This window comes from Pseudooceanicola sp. (assembly GCF_029213205.1).
GTDB lineage: Bacteria > Pseudomonadota > Alphaproteobacteria > Rhodobacterales > Rhodobacteraceae > Pseudooceanicola.
Genome location: NZ_JARGNH010000002.1, coordinates 1 through 18,257, shown reverse-complemented (window position 1 = coordinate 18,257; position 18,257 = coordinate 1). Strand labels below are relative to the sequence as shown.

The 18,257-nt window shown below is 61.8% G+C and carries 17 protein-coding genes and 2 tRNA genes; 7 read left to right on the top strand and 12 right to left on the bottom strand.

The window, feature by feature from the left end:
• Window positions 1-62: 62 nt before the first annotated feature.
• The 3 genes from P1U48_RS02545 to lpdA all read left to right on the top strand — a co-directional run bounded on the left by P1U48_RS02545 (window position 63) and on the right by lpdA (window position 3,545).
• A complete protein-coding gene (locus P1U48_RS02545; RefSeq protein ID WP_301066891.1) occupies window positions 63-1,322 on the top strand; it encodes an MFS transporter in 1,260 nt (419 codons plus the stop codon).
• 121 nt (window positions 1,323-1,443) lie between these two features.
• The gene (locus tag P1U48_RS02540; RefSeq protein WP_301066890.1) at window positions 1,444-2,016 is read left to right on the top strand and encodes a DUF924 family protein; all 573 of its coding nucleotides are present in this window, start codon (window positions 1,444-1,446) and stop codon (window positions 2,014-2,016) included.
• A gap of 134 nt (window positions 2,017-2,150) precedes the next feature.
• Window positions 2,151-3,545 carry a dihydrolipoyl dehydrogenase gene (gene lpdA / locus P1U48_RS02535; RefSeq protein ID WP_301066888.1) on the top strand — a complete coding sequence of 465 codons (1,395 nt, stop codon included), beginning with the start codon at window positions 2,151-2,153 and terminating at the stop codon, window positions 3,543-3,545.
• Between the two features lie 18 nt (window positions 3,546-3,563).
• Here the strand turns inward: lpdA and P1U48_RS02530 are convergent, their stop codons facing one another.
• The 4 genes from P1U48_RS02530 to P1U48_RS02515 form a co-directional block, all read right to left on the bottom strand.
• Window positions 3,564-5,366: an ABC transporter transmembrane domain-containing protein gene (locus P1U48_RS02530; protein WP_301066887.1), complete on the bottom strand. Its 1,803-nt coding sequence runs from the start codon at window positions 5,364-5,366 to the stop codon at window positions 3,564-3,566.
• Window positions 5,367-5,478: 112 nt separating this feature from the next.
• A complete protein-coding gene (locus P1U48_RS02525) occupies window positions 5,479-5,952 on the bottom strand; it encodes a DUF2948 family protein (protein WP_301066886.1) in 474 nt (157 codons plus the stop codon).
• A complete protein-coding gene (gene murA / locus P1U48_RS02520) occupies window positions 5,949-7,217 on the bottom strand; it encodes a UDP-N-acetylglucosamine 1-carboxyvinyltransferase (RefSeq protein WP_301066885.1) in 1,269 nt (422 codons plus the stop codon). The genes P1U48_RS02525 and murA overlap by 4 nt, the downstream gene beginning before the upstream one ends.
• Entirely contained in the window at window positions 7,210-7,416 is a 207-nt protein-coding gene (locus P1U48_RS02515) for a hypothetical protein (RefSeq protein WP_301067305.1), read from the bottom strand. The genes murA and P1U48_RS02515 overlap by 8 nt, the downstream gene beginning before the upstream one ends.
• Before the next feature lie 233 nt (window positions 7,417-7,649).
• On the opposite strand from P1U48_RS02515, the gene P1U48_RS02510 reads away from it, so the two are divergent.
• Both P1U48_RS02510 and P1U48_RS02505 read left to right on the top strand, forming a co-directional pair.
• A tRNA-Thr gene (locus P1U48_RS02510) sits at window positions 7,650-7,724 on the top strand.
• 299 nt (window positions 7,725-8,023) lie between these two features.
• Window positions 8,024-8,662 (top strand): helix-turn-helix domain-containing protein, encoded by a 639-nt coding sequence (locus P1U48_RS02505; RefSeq protein ID WP_301066884.1) that lies wholly within the window; start codon window positions 8,024-8,026, stop codon window positions 8,660-8,662.
• A 6-nt stretch (window positions 8,663-8,668) separates the two neighbouring features.
• Here P1U48_RS02505 and P1U48_RS02500 read toward each other — a convergent pair whose 3' ends face one another.
• The 3 genes from P1U48_RS02500 to P1U48_RS02490 form a co-directional block, all read right to left on the bottom strand.
• Window positions 8,669-9,946: a cytochrome P450 gene (locus tag P1U48_RS02500; RefSeq protein ID WP_301066882.1), complete on the bottom strand. Its 1,278-nt coding sequence runs from the start codon at window positions 9,944-9,946 to the stop codon at window positions 8,669-8,671.
• A 332-nt stretch (window positions 9,947-10,278) separates the two neighbouring features.
• Entirely contained in the window at window positions 10,279-10,866 is a 588-nt protein-coding gene (locus P1U48_RS02495; RefSeq protein WP_301066881.1) for an N-acetyltransferase, read from the bottom strand.
• Window positions 10,854-12,752, bottom strand: a complete 1,899-nt coding sequence (locus tag P1U48_RS02490; protein ID WP_301066879.1) for an acyl-CoA synthetase — start codon at window positions 12,750-12,752, stop codon at window positions 10,854-10,856. Before P1U48_RS02490 ends, P1U48_RS02495 begins: the two co-directional genes overlap by 13 nt.
• 116 nt (window positions 12,753-12,868) lie before the next feature.
• Here P1U48_RS02490 and P1U48_RS02485 point away from each other — a divergent pair, with 116 nt between their 5' ends.
• The gene (locus tag P1U48_RS02485) at window positions 12,869-13,264 is read left to right on the top strand and encodes an ester cyclase (RefSeq protein ID WP_301066877.1); all 396 of its coding nucleotides are present in this window, start codon (window positions 12,869-12,871) and stop codon (window positions 13,262-13,264) included.
• Window positions 13,265-13,278: 14 nt separating this feature from the next.
• Here the strand turns inward: P1U48_RS02485 and P1U48_RS02480 are convergent.
• The 4 genes from P1U48_RS02480 to P1U48_RS02465 form a co-directional block, all read right to left on the bottom strand.
• Window positions 13,279-13,352, bottom strand: a tRNA-Gly gene (locus tag P1U48_RS02480).
• 69 nt (window positions 13,353-13,421) lie between these two features.
• Window positions 13,422-13,850, bottom strand: coding sequence for a hypothetical protein (locus P1U48_RS02475; RefSeq protein WP_301066876.1), 429 nt, complete (start codon window positions 13,848-13,850; stop codon window positions 13,422-13,424).
• A gap of 152 nt (window positions 13,851-14,002) precedes the next feature.
• A complete protein-coding gene (locus P1U48_RS02470; RefSeq protein ID WP_301066874.1) occupies window positions 14,003-14,983 on the bottom strand; it encodes a nitronate monooxygenase in 981 nt (326 codons plus the stop codon).
• A 168-nt stretch (window positions 14,984-15,151) separates the two neighbouring features.
• A complete protein-coding gene (locus tag P1U48_RS02465; protein WP_301066873.1) occupies window positions 15,152-16,717 on the bottom strand; it encodes a 2-isopropylmalate synthase in 1,566 nt (521 codons plus the stop codon).
• A gap of 145 nt (window positions 16,718-16,862) precedes the next feature.
• Between P1U48_RS02465 and P1U48_RS02460 the strand changes: the two genes are divergently transcribed.
• Entirely contained in the window at window positions 16,863-17,129 is a 267-nt protein-coding gene (locus tag P1U48_RS02460) for a hypothetical protein (protein ID WP_301066871.1), read from the top strand.
• On the opposite strand, the gene P1U48_RS02455 is transcribed toward P1U48_RS02460, so the two are convergent.
• A complete protein-coding gene (locus P1U48_RS02455) occupies window positions 17,126-18,148 on the bottom strand; it encodes a hypothetical protein (RefSeq protein ID WP_301066870.1) in 1,023 nt (340 codons plus the stop codon). The genes P1U48_RS02460 and P1U48_RS02455 overlap by 4 nt on opposite strands.
• Between the last annotated feature and the right edge of the window lie 109 nt (window positions 18,149-18,257).

Below are 18,257 nucleotides of genomic sequence, written 5' to 3'. Positions count from 1 at the left end.
ATTCAGGCCCGACGGGGCAGGCGACGGGTGGTCAATCTGGCCAGAACTTCAGGAGATGCGTGATGCTACAGGTTCTTGGCTCGGCTTGGCCGCTGTTGTTCGGCCTGATGCTGCTGATGCTGGGCAACGGGGTGCAGGGCACCCTGCTGGGGGTGCGTGGCGGAATCGAGGGTTTTTCGACCCTGCAGATGTCGGTGGTGATGTCGGGCTATTTCGTCGGCTTTCTCGGCGGCTCGCGCATGGCGCCCGAGATGATCCGCCGGGTCGGCCATGTCCGGGTGTTCGCGGCGCTGGGGTCCTTTATCTCGGCGGTGTTGATTCTTTACCCGACCTTCGCCCACCCTTGGGCCTGGACCCTGGGCCGGGTGTTGATCGGGTTCTGCTTTTCGGGTGTCTATGTCACCGCCGAAAGCTGGCTGAACAACGCCGCCAGCAATGAGAACCGGGGCAAGGCGCTGTCGCTCTACATGATCGTGCAGATGATCGGGGTGATTCTGGCGCAGGGGCTGTTGCTGCTTGGTGATCCGTCCGGATTCGTGCTGTTCGTGATCCCCTCGGTGCTGGTTTCGATCTCATTTGCACCGATTCTGCTGTCGATTTCACCAACCCCGGCGTTTGACACCACCAAACCGATGTCGCTGCGCGAGCTCTACGGAGTGTCGCCGCTGTCCTGCGTCGGGGTGTTCCTGCTCGGCGGGGCGTTTTCGGCGCAATTCGGCATGGCGGCGGTCTATGGCGCTGAAATCGGGCTGACCCTGCCCAAGATTTCGCTGTTCGTGGCGATGTTCTATTTCGGTGCGACGATTGCCCTGTTTCCCCTGGGCTGGCTGTCGGATCGGATGGACCGGCGATTGTTGATCCTGGTGGTGGCGGCGGTGGGTGGTATCGGTGCGGCGCTGGGCAGCGGTCTGGGCACCTATTACACCGCACTTCTGATCGCCGCGCTGGTCGTCGGCAGCATGTCCAACCCGCTATATTCCTTGCTGATATCCTACGCCAATGACTTTCTAGACGGCGACAATATGGCCGCCGCCTCTGGCGGGATGATATTCATGAATGGGCTGGGGGCGATCTCCGGCCCACTGATCACCGGCTGGATGATCGGCGTCTTCGGGCCGCCGGGCTATTGGCTGTTCATCTCGATCATGCTGTTCAGCCTGGCGGGCTACGCCGCCTGGCGGATGACCCAGCGTCCATCGCTGGCGGTCGAGGACCAGAGCAGCCATGCGCCGGTGTTGATGCAGGCCTCTACTGTGACACTTGAGGCGGCAGCGGAATGGGGTGTCGAGCATGGCGAAGAGGCGAAAGATCCCGAAAGCTAGACAGTTTTCGGGTGATATTCCCTGATGTTAGCGACGAAGGTAGGGATATCCGCCATTTATCGAATGTGCATTCTGTGCGAGGCTGTGGATAAGTGAGCCGTCGAACACGGGGGAAACTGCGATGGTGAGTTCAGACGAAGTGTTGAAGTTCTGGCTGGACGAGGTCGGGCCGAAGGGCTGGTACCAGCCTTGGGATAGCCTGGATGGCGACATCCGCGCCCGGTTCCTGCCCGCCTGGCAGGCTGCCTGTGAAGGCACCTACGGGCTGTGGCTGACCCATCCCTCGGGGGTTCTGGCCTATCTCATCCTGCTGGATCAGTTTCCGCGCAATATGTTTCGGGACGAGGGCCGCGCCTTTGCTTCGGACAAGCTGGCGCTGGCGGCGGCCAAGATGGCGGTCGACCGGAAATGGGACCTCAAGATTGATCCGCCCGCGCGGCAATTCTTTTACCTGCCGATGATGCATTCGGAATGCCTGTCGGATCAGGAGCGCTGTGTGCGGCTGATGAAAGAGCGGATGCCGGAAGCCACCAATAACCTGCTGCATGCCAAGGCCCATCGCGAGGTGATCCGGCAATTCGGGCGCTTCCCTTATCGCAACGCGGCGCTGGATCGGACGGTTACCCAGCCCGAGGCGCATTATCTAGAGCGGGGCGGCTATGGCGAAACCCTGCGGCAGTTGGAGGCTGGCTGACCGGCCTAAATTTTAGTGTTCCGTAACAACGGCATGGATATCGGCCCCGCAACAGGACGTTGCGGGGCCTGTTTGTTTGGTGTAGCGATTGCAGGGATAGTTTAACGTCAAACTATCCGGAATCGGAGGGGCAGATGGCCGCGCAAACATTTGATATGATCGTGATCGGGGCAGGCCCCGGTGGCTATGTGGCGGCGATCCGTGCGGCGCAGCTGGGGCTGAAGGCCTGCGTCGTCGAACGCGAAAACCTCGGCGGCATCTGCCTGAACTGGGGCTGTATCCCGACCAAGGCGCTGCTGCGCTCGGCCGAGGTGTTTCACCTGATGGGCAAGGCGGGCGATTTCGGCCTCAGCGCCGACAAGATCGCCTTTGACCTCGACGCGGTGGTGAAACGCTCGCGCGGGGTGGCCAAGCAGATGGAAGGCGGGGTCAAGCACCTGCTGAAAAAGAACAAGGTGACGGTGGTGATGGGCGAGGCCAGCCTGCCCGGCAAGGGCAAGGTCAGCGTCAAGACCGCGAGTGGCACCGAAGAGCTGACCGCCAAGCATATCGTGCTGGCCACCGGCGCCCGGGCACGGGAATTGCCGGGGCTTGAGGCCGATGGCGATCTGGTCTGGACCTATCGCCACGCGCTGGCGCCGAAACGGATGCCGAAAAAGCTGCTGGTGATCGGATCCGGCGCGATCGGCATCGAATTCGCCAGCTTCTTCAACACGCTGGGCGCCGATACCACGGTGGTCGAGGTCATGGACCGGGTGTTGCCGGTCGAGGATGAAGAGATCAGCGCCTTCGCACGCAAGCAATTCGTCAAGCAGGGCATGACGATCCTTGAAAAGGCGGCGGTGAAACAACTCGACCGCGCCAAGGGCAAGGTGACCGCGCATATCGAAAGCGCCGGCAAGGTCGAGAAACTGGAATTCGACACGGTGATTTCCGCCGTCGGCATCGTCGGCAATATCGAAGGGCTGGGATTGGAGGCGCTGGGGGTCAAGATCGACCGCACCCATGTCGTGGTCGATGAATTCTGCCGCACCGGGGCCGAGGGGCTGTATGCCATCGGCGATATCGCCGGGGCGCCCTGGCTGGCGCATAAGGCCAGCCATGAGGGCGTGATGGTCGCCGAGCTGATCGCGGGCCAGCATCCGCATCCGATGCGCCCCGGCGCCATCGCGGGCTGTACCTATTGTCAGCCGCAGGTGGCCTCTGTTGGGCTGACCGAGGCCAAGGCGATTGCCGCCGGGCATAAGGTTAAGGTTGGCCGGTTCCCGTTCATCGGCAACGGCAAGGCGGTGGCCCTGGGCGAGCCCGAGGGGATGGTGAAAACCGTGTTCGACGCAAAGACCGGTGAATTGTTGGGCGCGCATATGGTGGGGGCCGAAGTGACCGAGCTGATCCAGGGCTATGTGATTGGCCGTCAGCTTGAGACCACCGAAGAGGATCTGATGCACACCGTGTTCCCGCATCCGACGCTGAGCGAGATGATGCATGAATCAGTGCTGGCCGCCTATGGCCGGGCGATCCACATCTGAAACGGGCCTATCTAGGAGCTACGCGCCTGTCAGCCCGTCGGTGAATTGCAGCCGGGCGAGGCGGGCGTACAGCCCGTTTTGCGCCACCAGCTCATCATGAGTGCCGGTCGCGACGATCCGGCCCTGGTCCATCACCACGATCCGGTCGGCCTTTTTCACCGTCGCCAGACGGTGGGCGACAATGATCGTGGTGCGGCTGCGCGACACCCGGTCGACCGCCTCTTGCACCAGGCGCTCGCTTTCGGCGTCCAGCGCCGAGGTCGCCTCGTCCAGCAGCAGCACCGGCGCGTCGCGCAGGATGGCGCGGGCGATGGCAATGCGCTGTTTCTGCCCGCCTGACAGCATCACCCCGCGTTCGCCGAGCTGGCTGCCATAGCCATCGGGCAATTGGGTGATGAAGTCATGGGCGGCGGCGGCCTGAGCGGCGGCTTCGACCTCTTCGTCGCTGGCGTCGGGCCAGCCGAAACGGATGTTGTCGCGGGCCGACCCGGCAAAGATCACCGGGTCTTGCGGCACCAGCGCGATATGGCTGCGGAAATCGGCGCGCGGCACCTGCGACAGGTCCACGCCATCCAGCAGCACCGCGCCGCTGTCGGGATCATAAAACCGCAGGATCAGCTGGATCATCGTCGATTTGCCTGCGCCTGAGGGGCCGACCAGGGCAACGGTCTCACCCGCCGGTATGTCGAGGCTGACGTGATCCAGCGCCGCCATCTTGGGCCGGGCTGGATAGCGAAAGGTGACATCCTCAAACCGGATCGCGCCACGCGTCGGGCTGGGCAGCGCCAGCGGCGTGGCCGGATCGTTGATCCGGTCCTCGGCATCCAGCAATTCGACCAGGCGCTCGGTGGCCCCGGCGGCGCGCTGCAATTCGCCCCAGATCTCGGACAGGGCACCGACCGCCCCGGCGACCATCACCGAATAGATGACGAATTGCACCAGTGCGCCGGTGGACATCACGCCGTCGCGCACATCATGGGCACCGATCCACAGCACCCCGACAATGCCGGTGAAGATCAGGAAAATCACGATGATCGTCATCGCTGCCCGGGTGGTGATCCGGCGGCAGGCCGAGAGAAAGCTTTCCTCGGTCACATAGTCGAAATCGTCGCGCGACAGATCCTCGTGGGTATAGGCCTGCACCGTCTGCACCGAGAGCAGCGCCTCAGACGCCTTGCCGGAGGAGGCGGCGATCCAGTCCTGGTTCTCGCGGCTGAGGCCGCGCAGCCGTCGTCCAAGGACAAAGATCGGCACGATGATCGCTGGCACGATCAGCAACACCAGCCCGGCGAGTTTCGCCGAGGTGAGCAGCATCAGCGCCAGCCCACCGATCAGAATCAGCACATTGCGCAGCGCCACCGAGACCGAGGACCCGATCACCGATTGCACCAGGGTCGTGTCCGTGGTGATCCGGCTCAGCACCTCGCCGGTCATCAGGTTGTCGTAAAACCCCGGACTCATCGAGATCATCCGGCCAAAGACCGCCTTGCGGATATCGGCCACCACCCGTTCGCCCAACCGGGTAACCAGCGCGTAGCGCAGCCCGGTGCCGAGGGCGAGAAGTGCCGCAAAGCCGAGCGCGGCGGCGAAATACTTGTCCAGCAACTGGGTCGCGTCGCCGCCGAAATTGTCCACCACCCGGCGCACCGCCATCGGCAGTATCAATGACACCGAAGCGGTCAGGATCAGCGCCAGAAGCGCCAGAAACATCTGGCCGCGATAGGGCGCAAGGAAGGGCCAGAGCCGGGTCAAGGTGCCGACCTGACGCGACTTGGGTCGGTTGCGGGCATCGTCCGGCGATTGGGTGGGGCTGCGGGCCATGACTGTCCTCTTCGCGTGTTGCCGGGGTTCTGGCGGGCAGATCGGTGCGGGTCAAGGCGTTAACCCGACGCAGGCCGGGTGGGGCCGGATCCGCTGCCCCGGTGCTCAGAGGTTAATCGCGATGCCCCGGCACCTTGCCCGAGGGCGCGACATAGGGGCGGGTGACATCGCGCAGCCGCAGTTCGAGCGCCTCGACCTCCAACCGGATCGCACCGTCCCCGGCCAGGGTCAGCACCACCTGACCGCCCGGTGCCTCGTCCCCCGGTTCAAAACTGACCGAGAGCAGCGACAGGATCGTGCCTTTGTCCGAACGGTCGATGCCCTGGCTGGCGACGCTGAGCACATTGTCGGCGACCAGCACCGCGCGCACCCGTTCGGCGCCATGCCGGTCGCGGTCGCTGTCCTCCCAGCGGAACCGGTTCAACAGCAGGGCAAAGCGCCGTTCGCGCGGCCGCCACAGCATGTCGGTGACCGGAAACACCGCATCCTGGGCCAGCGCCGACAGCACCGTCAGATCCTCGGCATCCATCGCGCCGAGGTTCAGCGGGCTTTCGCCACCATCCTCGAACCGGGCGTCCTCGCTCATCTGTCTGACACCCGTTCGATCTTGGCCCCGACGGCCGAGAGTTTCTCCTCGACCCGCTCATAGCCGCGATCCAGGTGATAGACCCGGTTGACCACGGTTTCGCCCTCGGCGGCCAGCCCGGCCAGGATCAGCGAGACGCTGGCGCGCAGATCGGTGGCCATCACCGGCGCGCCCTTCAGCCTGTCGACACCGGTGACCGTGGCGCTGCCGCCATGCACCTCGATCTTCGCGCCCATGCGCTGCAATTCCGGTGCATGCATGAAGCGGTTTTCAAAGATCTGCTCTTCCAGCACCGAAACCCCCTCGGCGGTGCAGAGCAGCGCCATCATCTGCGCCTGCAGGTCGGTGGGAAAGCCGGGGAAGGGCTCTGTCTTTACATCGACCGCCCGCACCCGGCCATTCTTGCGCGCCACGCTCAGCCCGTTGCCGGTCTCACTGACCGAAATCCCGGCGGCGTCGAGTTTCTCGCAAAAGGCGCCGATCAACTCGATCCGGCCACCGAGCAGCTCGACCTCGCCGCCGCTGATCGCCGGGGCCAGCATATAGGTGCCGAGCTCGATCCGGTCGACCACCACCGGATGGGTGGCCCCGCCAAGGCGATCGACACCCTGAATGGTGATTTCTGAGGTGCCTTCGCCATCGATCTGCGCGCCCATCCGCCGCAGGCACTGCGCCAGATCGACGATCTCGGGCTCTCGCGCCGCGTTCTTGATCACCGTCGTGCCCTTGGCCAGGGTCGCTGCCATCAGCGCGTTTTCGGTTGCCCCAACCGAAACAAAGGGGAAATCCACCACCCCGCCTTTCAGCCCGCCGGGCGCCTTGGCATGGACATAGCCATCGCGCAGTTCCATCTCAGCGCCCATCGCCTCCATCGCCTTGAGGTGGAGGTCGACCGGCCTTGCGCCGATTGCGCAGCCGCCGGGCAGCGACACCACCGCATGGCCATCGCGCGCCAGCATCGGGCCCAGCACCAGGATCGAGGCGCGCATCTTGCGCACGATGTCGTAATCGGCGGTGTGGTTGTCGATCCGGTAGCTCGACAATGCCAGAACCTTGCCATCCTGCATCTTGGTGACCTCGGTCCCCAGCGATTGCAGCAGTTGCGTCATCGTGGCGATATCCGACAGGCGCGGCGCGTTGGTCAGGGTCAGCGGCTCTTCGCTCAGCAATGTCGCAGGCATCAGTGTCAGGCAGGCGTTTTTGGCGCCGGCAATCGGAATCTGCCCTTTCAATGGGCCATTGCCCGTCACCACGATCCTATCCATCGCCATTCTCCTGCCTGTCGTCGGTTTGATCCGCCTCGTCGTCGCGGACGCGCGCTTTGGCCTGCGCTTTGCGACGCGCGATATTTGCCTTCAGCGCCTGTTTCAGGCGCTCTTCTCGTGTCGCTCCGGACCTGTCGTTGGTGCTCATGCCGCTGGTGTAAGCCAGCGCCACGCCAAGATCCAGATGGCGCTGGAACAACGGTGCGTCGTTATGGCCGCCGCGCCGCAGGCCCGCCCGCAGGGTGTCTGGGATTTTCCCCGAAATTGCCCCAGCAAAGCCCTTGCACTCCGGTCATCTTGCGGTAAAAGGCCTGCACCCACGCGCTCCTTTGGTATTGGGGCGGATGTGCGGTGAAGACGTGAACAGACGGGGCCTTCCAGTCCCCTCTTGCCACGGGGGAAGCCCCGGGGTTACCAACTGGAAAACGAGATGCTGTGGTAGCTCAGTGGTAGAGCACACCCTTGGTAAGGGTGAGGTCGAGAGTTCAATCCTCTCTCACAGCACCATCTCGCTTTTCATTTGAAAAGTGGCCGACATCAGGGGCAGAGAATTGGGTGACAGCGGTTTCGAAGAACCGCGAGAACATCCGGCGTTCGAGCTTTCTCGCTCCGGCTGCACCACGGATTTTCTGCAGGGAAGTCGACAATATTTACCAAGTGGCGGCCGCTTGCGGCTTGGGCTTGCCGCCCGGACATACCCCTATTTCCCATCCTGCAACCCTATCGGGCCCATTGTAGAGCATTGGACAAGCTGCACCGGTTTCTGCTATGCCGGTGTCAGATTTCGATTTGCAACTGGCGGGATCATGGCGGGCAAGCGGTTCTACAACGATGGCTGCGGCGTGGCACAGGCGCTGGATTTGGTCGGCGAACGCTGGGCCTTGCTGGTGGCGCGTGAATTGCTGTTTGCGCCGCGCCGGTTCAGCGATCTGAAGTCCGACCTGCCCGGCATCGCCACCAATATCCTGTCGCAGCGGCTGAACGATCTGGCGGAGGCCGGGATTCTGGCCCATTGCGACATGGACGATGGCAAGCCGACCAAGGGCTATCAACTGACCGATTGGGGCCGTGAGCTGGCACCGGTGTTCAAGGTGACCGGGCGCTGGATGGCGCGCTCGCCCCGTGGCCTGGCCGAGCAGGCGATGTCAGCGACGGCGGTGATCCTGAGCCTGGCGTCGCATTTCCGGCCGCAACGGGCCAAGGGGCTGACCCTGCGGGTCGCCTGTGTCCTGTCGGGGCGCGAATTCACCCTGGTTGTCGCCAATCGCCAGCTTGAGGTGTCGGGTGGGCGTCCGATCAGTGCCGATTTGATCCTGAGCGGCGACCAGAACGCCTTGTTGTGGATGCTGTTGGACGATGAACCGGACCCGGCGGTGACGATCGACGGCGACCCGATCATTTTCGATCAGTTCGCCGCCTGTTTTCAACGCTTTCAGACCGGTTGAACCGGCTCAGAGCCGGGCGGGGATCCGCACCGGCAGCGTCTCATAGCCCTTGACGAACACCGAATGGGTGCGCTGCGGTTCGTCGACCAGGTCGATTGAGGGAAAGCGTTTCAGGATCTCGTCCCAGAGGATGGTCAATTGCAACTCGGCCACCCGGTTGCCAAGGCAGCGGTGAATGCCGAAGCCAAAGGACAGATGCGCCTTTTTGATATCGCGACCGATCAGGTAATTGTCCGGATCCTCGATCCGGTCGGTGTCACGGTTGCCCGAGGCATACCACATCACCACCCGGTCGCCCTTGCGGATCGTCTGGCCGTGCATCTCGACATCTTCCAGCGCCACCCGGGCCATATGCGCCAGCGGCGTCTGCCAGCGAATGGTTTCCGACACCATCGCCGGGATCAGCGAGGGATCGGCACGCAGCCGGTCATATTGGTCGGGGAATTTGTTCAACGCGTAGACCGACCCGGACAGGGTGTTGCGGGTGGTGTCATTGCCACCGACGATCAGCAGCACGACATTGCCGTGGTAAATCTGTGGCGGCATGTCGCGGGTGCCCTCACCATGGGCGAGCATCGAGATCAGGTCAAAGGACGGCGGCTTGCTCTTGCGGTCTTCCAGAAGCTTGTCGAAGGCATCAAAGCATTCGTTGGTTTCCTTGAACTTCTGATCCCAATCTTTCACCGGGCCGTGGCCGGGCGTATTGGTGATGATATCCGACCAGTGGGTCAGCTTGCGGCGGTCCTCGAACGGGAAATCGAACAGCGTCGCCAGAGTCATCGCGGTGTATTCCTTGCTGACCAGATCGACCCAGTCAAAGGTCTCACCGATCGGCAGAGAGTCGAGCAGATTGCCCGCCCGTTCGCGCAACAGCCCGCTCAGCTTGTCGAGGCTGGGCGGGGTGAAGGCGGGTGAGACCTGTTTGCGCTGCTGGTTGTGCTCGGGGTTGTCCATGGTGATGAACCCGGCACCCTTGGCGCCGCGGGTTTCGGAATAGACGCGCCCCTCGGGGGTTTGCAGGGTGATGCCCCCGGCGTTGGAAAACCGGCGGTGGTCGGTGTCGACCGCCATGATGTCCTCATAGCGGGTGATCGACCAATGCGGTTCATACTCGCCGGTATCGCACCAATGCACCGGCGCCTCTTCGCGCAGGCGCTGGAACCAGGGCCAGATGGTTTCATCGGAAAACCGTGCCGGCTGGGCGACGGAATAGGCGTCCAGCGGCGTGGCATAGGCCGCCTCTCGGCTTTCGTCCAGATCGGAAATATGGATCGCATCTTTCATTGCAGGCCTCCCCTCCAGCAACACCCTCGCGATGGGGCATGCACATAGTGAACCCGCTCAGCGCCGTGGTGGCAAGTGGTTAGGGGTGCGACAATAGATGACCATGGATCAGAGAAGCGAAGTCACGCCGAACAGCAAAGAGGGTCGGCAGAAACATCTGCCCTTGTGGCTGCACGCCGATCAAGATCGACAAGCTGCGCGGCATCGCATCGGGAAAATCGCGGGGCGCGCGCGCCATCCCTCGCCATGGCGATGCCGGTCCCCGTGCTGGACTGGAGTAAGGTGAGGAACAGGATGGCCGTGGCGACCTTGGGCAGGGTCGGGGGGCTGCGTTACAGAAGCTTTTCCATCAGAAAGGCCGCATCGGCCTCGGGTGCCCAATAGGAGGGCAGCAGCGCCGCCTGGGCGATGTCGCGATAGCCGATATCGGCATAGAGCGGCCGGGCGGCGGTGTTTGATGACAGCGCGATCAGCGTCAGCCGGGGCTGGCCGAGGGCGCGGGCGCGGATTTCAGCCGCATTCAGCAGCGCTCGGGCCAGACCCTGCTGGCGATAGTCGGCACTGACCGCGATGCTGTCGATATAAAGAGAGCCGGGGGTCGCACGCAGCAATCCGCGGAGCGGAACCAGGACCGCCGGGGTGTCGGGGCCTGGCGGGCTCACCTCGGTCTGGACATAGGCAATGACGCAGCCAGCCGGGTGTCCGGCGACCTCGGCCAGTTGGCAATTGCGGTGACTCATCTTGTCGTCTTCGCCGGCGAAAGCGGCGCGGGCCTCGTCCCACCAGGCCTGTTCGGCCTGATCGGGATTGGCGGCGCCCTGGCGACGAGTCAGACGCGGCAAGCCCTCGGTTGCCGCGTCCTTGACCCAGGCCAGAAACCCCGCGTCCCGCGGTTTGGCGTCGCGGATCAATCCGCCCATTCCCAGGGCCGGGTAAAGCTGCCCAGGACCGCAGTGATGGCATCATCATCGACGCTGCCGGTCTTTTCCAGTCGCGCGGTCAGGCCACGTTTCTTGTCGTCGACGACCTCGATCACCCGTACCGCAACCCCGGCCTTGTCCAGCGCCGCGTTATAGACCCGTTTGATCGCCCGTTTGCGCAGGTCCGGCTTGAACACCTTGCCGACGGCGGTTTTTGGCAATTCGGCAAGGATCTCGACATGCTTCGGATAGGCCGCGCGTTCGTGAATATGCCGCTCGGCGTGGTCCAGAAGCTCGGCCTCGGTGACGTTGGCGCCTTCGACCAGTTCGACATAGGCGCAGGGCAATTCACCGGCATGGGCATCGGGCTGGCCGATGGCCCCGGCAAAGGCGACGGCGGGATGCGACAGCAGCGCATCCTCGATTTCCGCCGGATCGATATTATGGCCGCCGCGAATGATCAGGTCCTTGGCCCGGCCGGTGATCCAGAGATAGCCATCGGCGTCGATCCGGCCCAGATCGCCGGTGCGCAGGTACAGCTGGTTGATCTCGACCCCCGGATGATAGAGGTCGCGGTTCTTGATCTCTTCGGTATAGGTCGATCCCGGGCTGACGCCGGGGTTCGAGACGCAGATTTCGCCGACCTCATCGACCTCACATTCGCGAAGTTCAGGCTGTGAATGGTCGAAAATCCGAATGTCGGTATAGGGAAAGGCGATGCCGACCGACCCGATTTTCTTGACCCCGTCGGTCGGGTTGCAGGACACCAGACAGGTCGCCTCGGTCAGGCCATAGCCTTCGATGATCTCGATTCCTGCCGCCTTTTCAAAGCGATGGAACAATTCTTTCGGCAGCGGCGCCGAGCCCGAGAAAGCGGTCTTGACGGTTGAGACATCGGCATCGACCGGGCGTTGCATCAGCGCGGAAATCGCGGTTGGCACGATGATGATAAAGCTGATCTTCCAACGCTCGCAGAGCTTCCAGAAATTCTGAAACACGCCGTCGCCGCGATAACCGGCAGGCGTCGGAAACACCACATGCGCGCCCGAGGCTACGGCGGCCATCAGGATCACATGGCAGGCAAAGACATGGAACAGCGGCAGCGGACAGATGATGTTGTCGTCTTCGGTATAGAGCAGGGTGTGGCCGATCCAGCCGTTGTAAATCATCCCGGAATAGCTGTGCTGCGCCACTTTCGGCATGCCGGTGGTGCCACCGGTATGGAAATAGGCCGCAACCCGGTCACCGGCGCTGTCGGGAAAGCTCAGCTCGGTCGGTTGCTTGGCGATTTCCTTGTTGAAGCTGCGCACATCGGCATGGTGATTGCCGTGCACCGCAGGTCGGATCAGCGGCACGATCCAGCTTTTTGGCGGTTTCAGATAGCGGTTGAGGTCAACCGTCAGGATGGTGTGCACATTGGGTGCATGGCGCACCGCTTCGGCGGTTTTCTGGGCGACGTCGGTCTTCGGGAAATTCTTCAGCGTGACAACGACCTTGGCGTTGGTCTCGCGCAGGATGGCGCCGATCTGTTCCGGTTCCAGCAGCGGGTTGATCGGATTGACGATGCCCGCGATCATCCCGCCGAGGATGGTCAGCACGGTTTCGGTGGCATTCGGCAACACCAGCGCGACCACATCGGTTTCGCCAATGCCGAGCGAGCGGAACAGGTTGGCGGTCTGACAGACCTTGGCCTTCAGCTCCGACCAGCTCAGGGTTTCGGCCGGGTCGGTCGGGCCTGATTCCAGCTGATAGGTGATGGCGTCATGGTTCGGAAACGCGGTTGCTGTCCGATTGAGCAAGCCATAGATCGTGCTCGGAACGTCGCGATCCTCCCATGGCATTTCCAGTTCGTAGGCGAAGGCGTCCGCCTTGGTTGCGAATGTCATGGTCTTCCTCCCCATCCTCCCAATATCCTGATACGCTGGACTCTTTAAAAATGCGCGACAGCCAGCGGTAATGCAAGGACAACGCCAAGGCAGGCGCAGATCGGGGGGCGGGGCAGATGTCGACAAACGCGCAAGTGTTGGAACGCAACAAGGCCAATGTGATCTGGTTCTACCAGATGATGTTCAACGAATGTCGCCCGGGCGAGGCGATGCGGCGCTATGGCGGCGCCAGCTATACCCAGCACAATCCGCATGTCAGCGACGGCAAACAGGGGTTCATCGCTTATTTCGACCGGATGGCGGCGGAATATCCTGGCAAGCATGTCGAGGTGAAGCGCGCCTTTGCCGAGGGCGATCACGTGATCCTGCATTGCCACCAGACCTGGCCGGGCGGGTTGGAATATGCCGGGATCGACATTTTTCGGCTGGATGGCGCGGGCAAGATTGTCGAGCACTGGGATGTGCTGCAGCAGCTGCCAAGCGAAAGCGCCAATTCAAACGGGATGTTCTGATCGCCATTTGGCGATGGAGCGGGCGACGGGAATCGAACCCGTATCATCAGCTTGGAAGGCTGAGGTCTTACCATTACACAACGCCCGCGCGCCTGACCGCTGGGTAAGACATGGGCGCGATCTGGTCAAGGGCCGGGGTGCTGCAAGATCCATGCAATCAGCCGCCGACGCGACAGCGTTTCACGCTGCCAACCATCGCACAGCCTGAGGCATTCGCAACACCGATAAAGCGGATCCCGCCAGAGCCAGTCGCCATCGCACCGGTCGTCGCCTGGCCGCTCTCGGGCTTGGCGCTATCGACGGATTTGAACTCGGGCATCGTCGGGGCAACGCCATTCAGCTTTTCAACACTGAAGGCGACGGCGGGCGCTGCCTTGGCGGCCTCGATGGCCCGGCGTTCGCGGCGCATTGCAGCGGCGTCCTGGCGCCCCGCAAGCCGGTTGCCGAGCGATTTGGCGTAATCCTGAATGGCAAATTCTTCGCCCACGTCATGGGCCGATTTCATATATGTATAGCAATCCGCCCAGAACAGGGCGCAGACCGCGAACAGGACCAGACCGACAATTGAAATAATGCGACTTTTCACACCCATCCTCCTGCTGTTGCGGGCTGCCTTGGGGTTGATCTAGAGGATAACCCGGGCGGCAATATGGCGTGCAGGGGGCAGGCTGGTGCCAGGTTGTGGCACTGGACAGGCGATCGCGACCGCCTGTCCATTTGCGAGTGATGGCAGCTGGCTCAGGCCACCAGAGATTGCAGACGGCCCTTGATCACCGCCTCGGCGTCACTGACGATGCGCTCGATCAACTCTTTGCAGCTCGGCACATCATGGATCACCCCGGCGACCATGCCGGCCGACCACATACCCTGTTCGGAATCGCCATCGTCATAGACATGGCGCCCGCGCGCGCCGGCAACCAGATGGGCGACGTCCTCGATCTTGAAGTTGAGGCCCTTTTCCTTTTCGATCCGGGCGACCTCTTCGGCGACCTCGTTGCGGAACACCCGGCTGGTGTTGCGCAGGGCGCGCATGATCAGCAGGCTGTCGCGTTCGCCGGCATCGACCAGGCGCTGTTTCACCTTGTCGTGGATCGGCGCCTCTTTGGTCGCCATGAAGCGGGTGCCCATGTTGACCCCTTCGGCCCCCAGCGCCAGCGCTGCGGCCAGTTGCCGCCCCTCGCCAAAACCACCGGAGCCGATCACCGGGATATCCAGCGCGTCAACCGCCAGCGGGATCAGAATCTGGTTGGTGATGTCATCCTCACCGACATGGCCCGCGCATTCGAACCCGTCGATGGAAATCGCATCGACCCCCAGCCGTTGCGCGGTCAGCGCGTGGCGGACAGCGGTGCATTTGTGAACCACCTTGATTCCGGCGGCCTTGAACATGTCGATGAATTCACCGGGGTTGTTGCCAGCCGTCTCGACGATCTTGACGCCGCTGTCGATGATCGCCTGGGCGTATTCCTTATGCGGAATCGGGCGCAGCGACGGCAGGATGGTCAGGTTCACCCCGAACGGTTTGTCGGTCATCGTGCGGCAGCGCGCGACCTCTTTAATCAGGTCATCCGGGGTTGGCTGGGTCAGCGCGGTCATGATGCCCAGGCCACCGCCGTTGGAGACACCGGCAGCCAGTTCGGCCCGTGCCACCCATTGCATCCCGCCCTGAACGATTGGATGCTCGATCCCCATCAATTCGGTAAAGCGTGTCTTGAGCATTGTGACTCCTCCCTTTGGTCGGGGCCGATATACCGGGTAATGCCGGGCAAGGGGAAGTCAACGGAGACGATTTAGCACGAGCATGAAACCAATTGGCACGAGCATGAAAACAAGCCGCCCCCGGCCCTTGTGGGCGCGGGGGCGGCAGATGGTTTAAATGGGCAATGTTTACGAGACGTCTTTGTAAGAAATCTCTTTGGCGTCGGACCCGGCCTTGCCGCGCCGCACCAGCAGCCGGTTCAGCGCGTGGATATAGGCCTTGACGCTGGCCACCACGGTGTCGGTATCCGCCGACTGGCCGGTGACGATGCGGCCATCCTCGGCCAGACGCACCGAAACCGTCGCCTGGGCATCGGTGCCCTCGGTCACCGCATGCACCTGGTAGAGCTGCAGGCGCGCCTCATGCGGAAAGATCGCCTTGACGCAGTTGAACGCGGCATCGACCGGGCCATCGCCGGAGGAGGAGAAGGATTTTTCCTCTCCGTCCACGATCATCGTCATCTCGGCCTCCTGGCCTTCGGTGCCACAGACCACCCGCAGGCGTTTCAGCGACAGCCGGTCGGCGCCGGCATCCTCGGCCACCTGCACCAGCGCGATCAGGTCCTCGTCATAGACCTCTTTCTTGCGGTCGGCCAAATCCTTGAACCGGACAAACACGTCCTTCAGCTGGTTCTCACCCATCTCGATGCCGAGGTTCTTCAGCTTGGAGCGCAGGGCGGCGCGGCCCGAATGCTTGCCCAGAACGATATTGTCCTCGTTCAGGCCAATATCCGACGGCTTCATGATTTCAAAGGTTTCGACGTTCTTCAGCACCCCGTCCTGGTGGATGCCGCTTTCATGCAGAAAAGCGTTCTTGCCGACGATCGCCTTGTTGAACTGCACCGCAAAGCCCGAAACCGCCGCCACCCGGCGGCTGAGGTTCATGATCTTGGTGGTGTCGATCTTGGTCTGATAGGGCATGATGTCATTGCGCACCTTCAGCGCCATCACCACCTCTTCCAGCGCGGTATTGCCGGCCCGTTCGCCCAGGCCATTGATCGTGCATTCGATCTGCCGCGCCCCGGCCTCGACCGCGGCCAGGCTGTTGGCGGTCGCCATGCCCAGATCGTTGTGGCAATGGGTGGCAAAGACCACCTGGTCGGCGCCCGGCACCTTTTCGATCAGCATCCGGATCAGATCGGCGCTTTCACGCGGCGCGGTATAGCCGACGGTGTCGGGGATATTGATGGTGGTTGCCCCGGCCTTGATCGCGATTTCGACGACGCGGCAGAGGTAATCATGCTCGGTCCGGGTCGCATCCATCGGCGACCATTGCACATCGTCACAGAGGTTGCGGGCGTGGGTGACGGTGCCGTGAATCCGCTCGGCCATCTCGTCCATGCTCAGGTTCGGGATCGACCGGTGCAGCGGCGAGGTGCCGATAAAGGTGTGGATCCGGGGCTGGCGGGCGTGCTGGATCGCCTCCCAGGCGCGGTCGATATCGGGCAGCTGGGCCCGGCTCAGCCCGCAGATCACCGAATTCACCGAATTCTTGGCGATCTCTGCGACCGCGCGGAAATCGCCCTCAGAGGCGATCGGGAACCCGGCCTCGATCACATCAACGCCCATCTCGTCGAGCAGGGCTGCGATCTCCAGCTTTTCCTCATGGCTCATCGTCGCGCCGGGGCTTTGTTCGCCGTCACGCAGAGTGGTGTCGAAAATCAGGACGCGGTCCTGTTTGGATGTCTTGGTCATTTTGAAATCTCTCTATTCTCCAGATGCCTTGGCGCGAAAAGGCGTCCCCTCTGAGCGGTCGCGCCGAAAGGCACGCTCAGAGGCGGATTAGGAGAAGCAGGCCAGCCAGCAACAAACCGCCGGAGAGGCGGGCAGGGGTCGCGATATGGGCCAAAGTCATCATGCGGCTTCTATAACGCGGGGCGGCGGGCTTGAGAAGGCGAAAAAGATGCTGCGGTGCGGCGGGGGCGGGCATTTGTGCGGCACCGGTTTCACGGCAATGCTCGGCCCTGAGCCGACCTCGCCGATGCCGTCAATCGCCGCGCTGCCGCTTCACCAGATCAGACTTTCGCCGCACGGGCAAAATCTGGTGGCCAACGAATTCGCTGTCTGCGACCATCACAACAATGAAGCACATCTGCAAGGTGCCTAATCTGACAGCATTCGCTCAAAGGAGAATAATTCGCGGACTTCCTTATCGCTCATCACCTTCGCATACTTCCCGATCCTGCCCGCAAGCGTCGCAAGTTTAGGATCATCGATTTTTGCGATGAAGGCATCGTAAGCGCAGCCAGCGAGAAGTCGATTAATCGTTTTCAACTCCATTGGCCTTTGCTTTCCTTTCTTACCAAAGATTGCAACCTCAGCTGAAATTGGAATGATCACTGTTTGCATGTCGTCTTTTGGTTGAGTAAATGGAGCGACATTTTTAGGCCCAATAAAGGCAACGCATGTATCGGGAAGCACTAACTGCCCACTATGGGGGCGGTATACTGTGTAGGTAAACTCCTCCAACGCTTTGATGCGTGGGCTGTTTGGCTCGATCGAGAGGATCGCTTTGTTATGGGCCTCTTTGATTCCATCAGGCACAAGCTGCGCCATATTGAAAATTTCATCTATTTTTCCATCAAACAGGTCGCTCGCTGTATTGGGTGGAAGATTGTCAATATACGTATCGAACAGTTCTGACACATAGTCGCGTTGATCTACGGGCACGAAATTTTTGCCTAGAAATGCGTCAACCTTCTTCGGGTTTTTCCCCAAATAGTTCTTCATCATGGCCTGCACTTTCGTCGTTGAGCTAAAGTGCTCGTCCAACGCCATGAACATTCGTTCAGTCATGTTCGACAATTCTGACCGCAGAAAGTTTGACCTAATCTCAAGATGCGCGATTAGCGGGGCGACAAACGCCGCATCTAACTCTGCTCCGTTTTCCAATTTCCGCGCATCCTGAATGTCACTTTGCACAGAGTTTTCAAACTCAGTGATGCGTTTATCTGTCTCCGATCCCTCTGGGCCGTAAAAGAACCTATCGACACCGAAGTTGCCTGTGCCCTTTGGACTTGGCTTTTCACCTTTACGGTAAATCCAGATATGATGATCCTTACCTCTTTTTTCGCCAAACCCGCGTTGCAACATACGCCAGACGTGGTGGTTTTTTCTCCCAGCCATCCAATAGCTCCTTGCTTCTACTCACGACGTCACCAGTAAAAGAAACTCCATTTTCTTAAAGCGTCCCGCCAAAAACCTGAATCGCGGGGATTCCCACACGCATGATTTT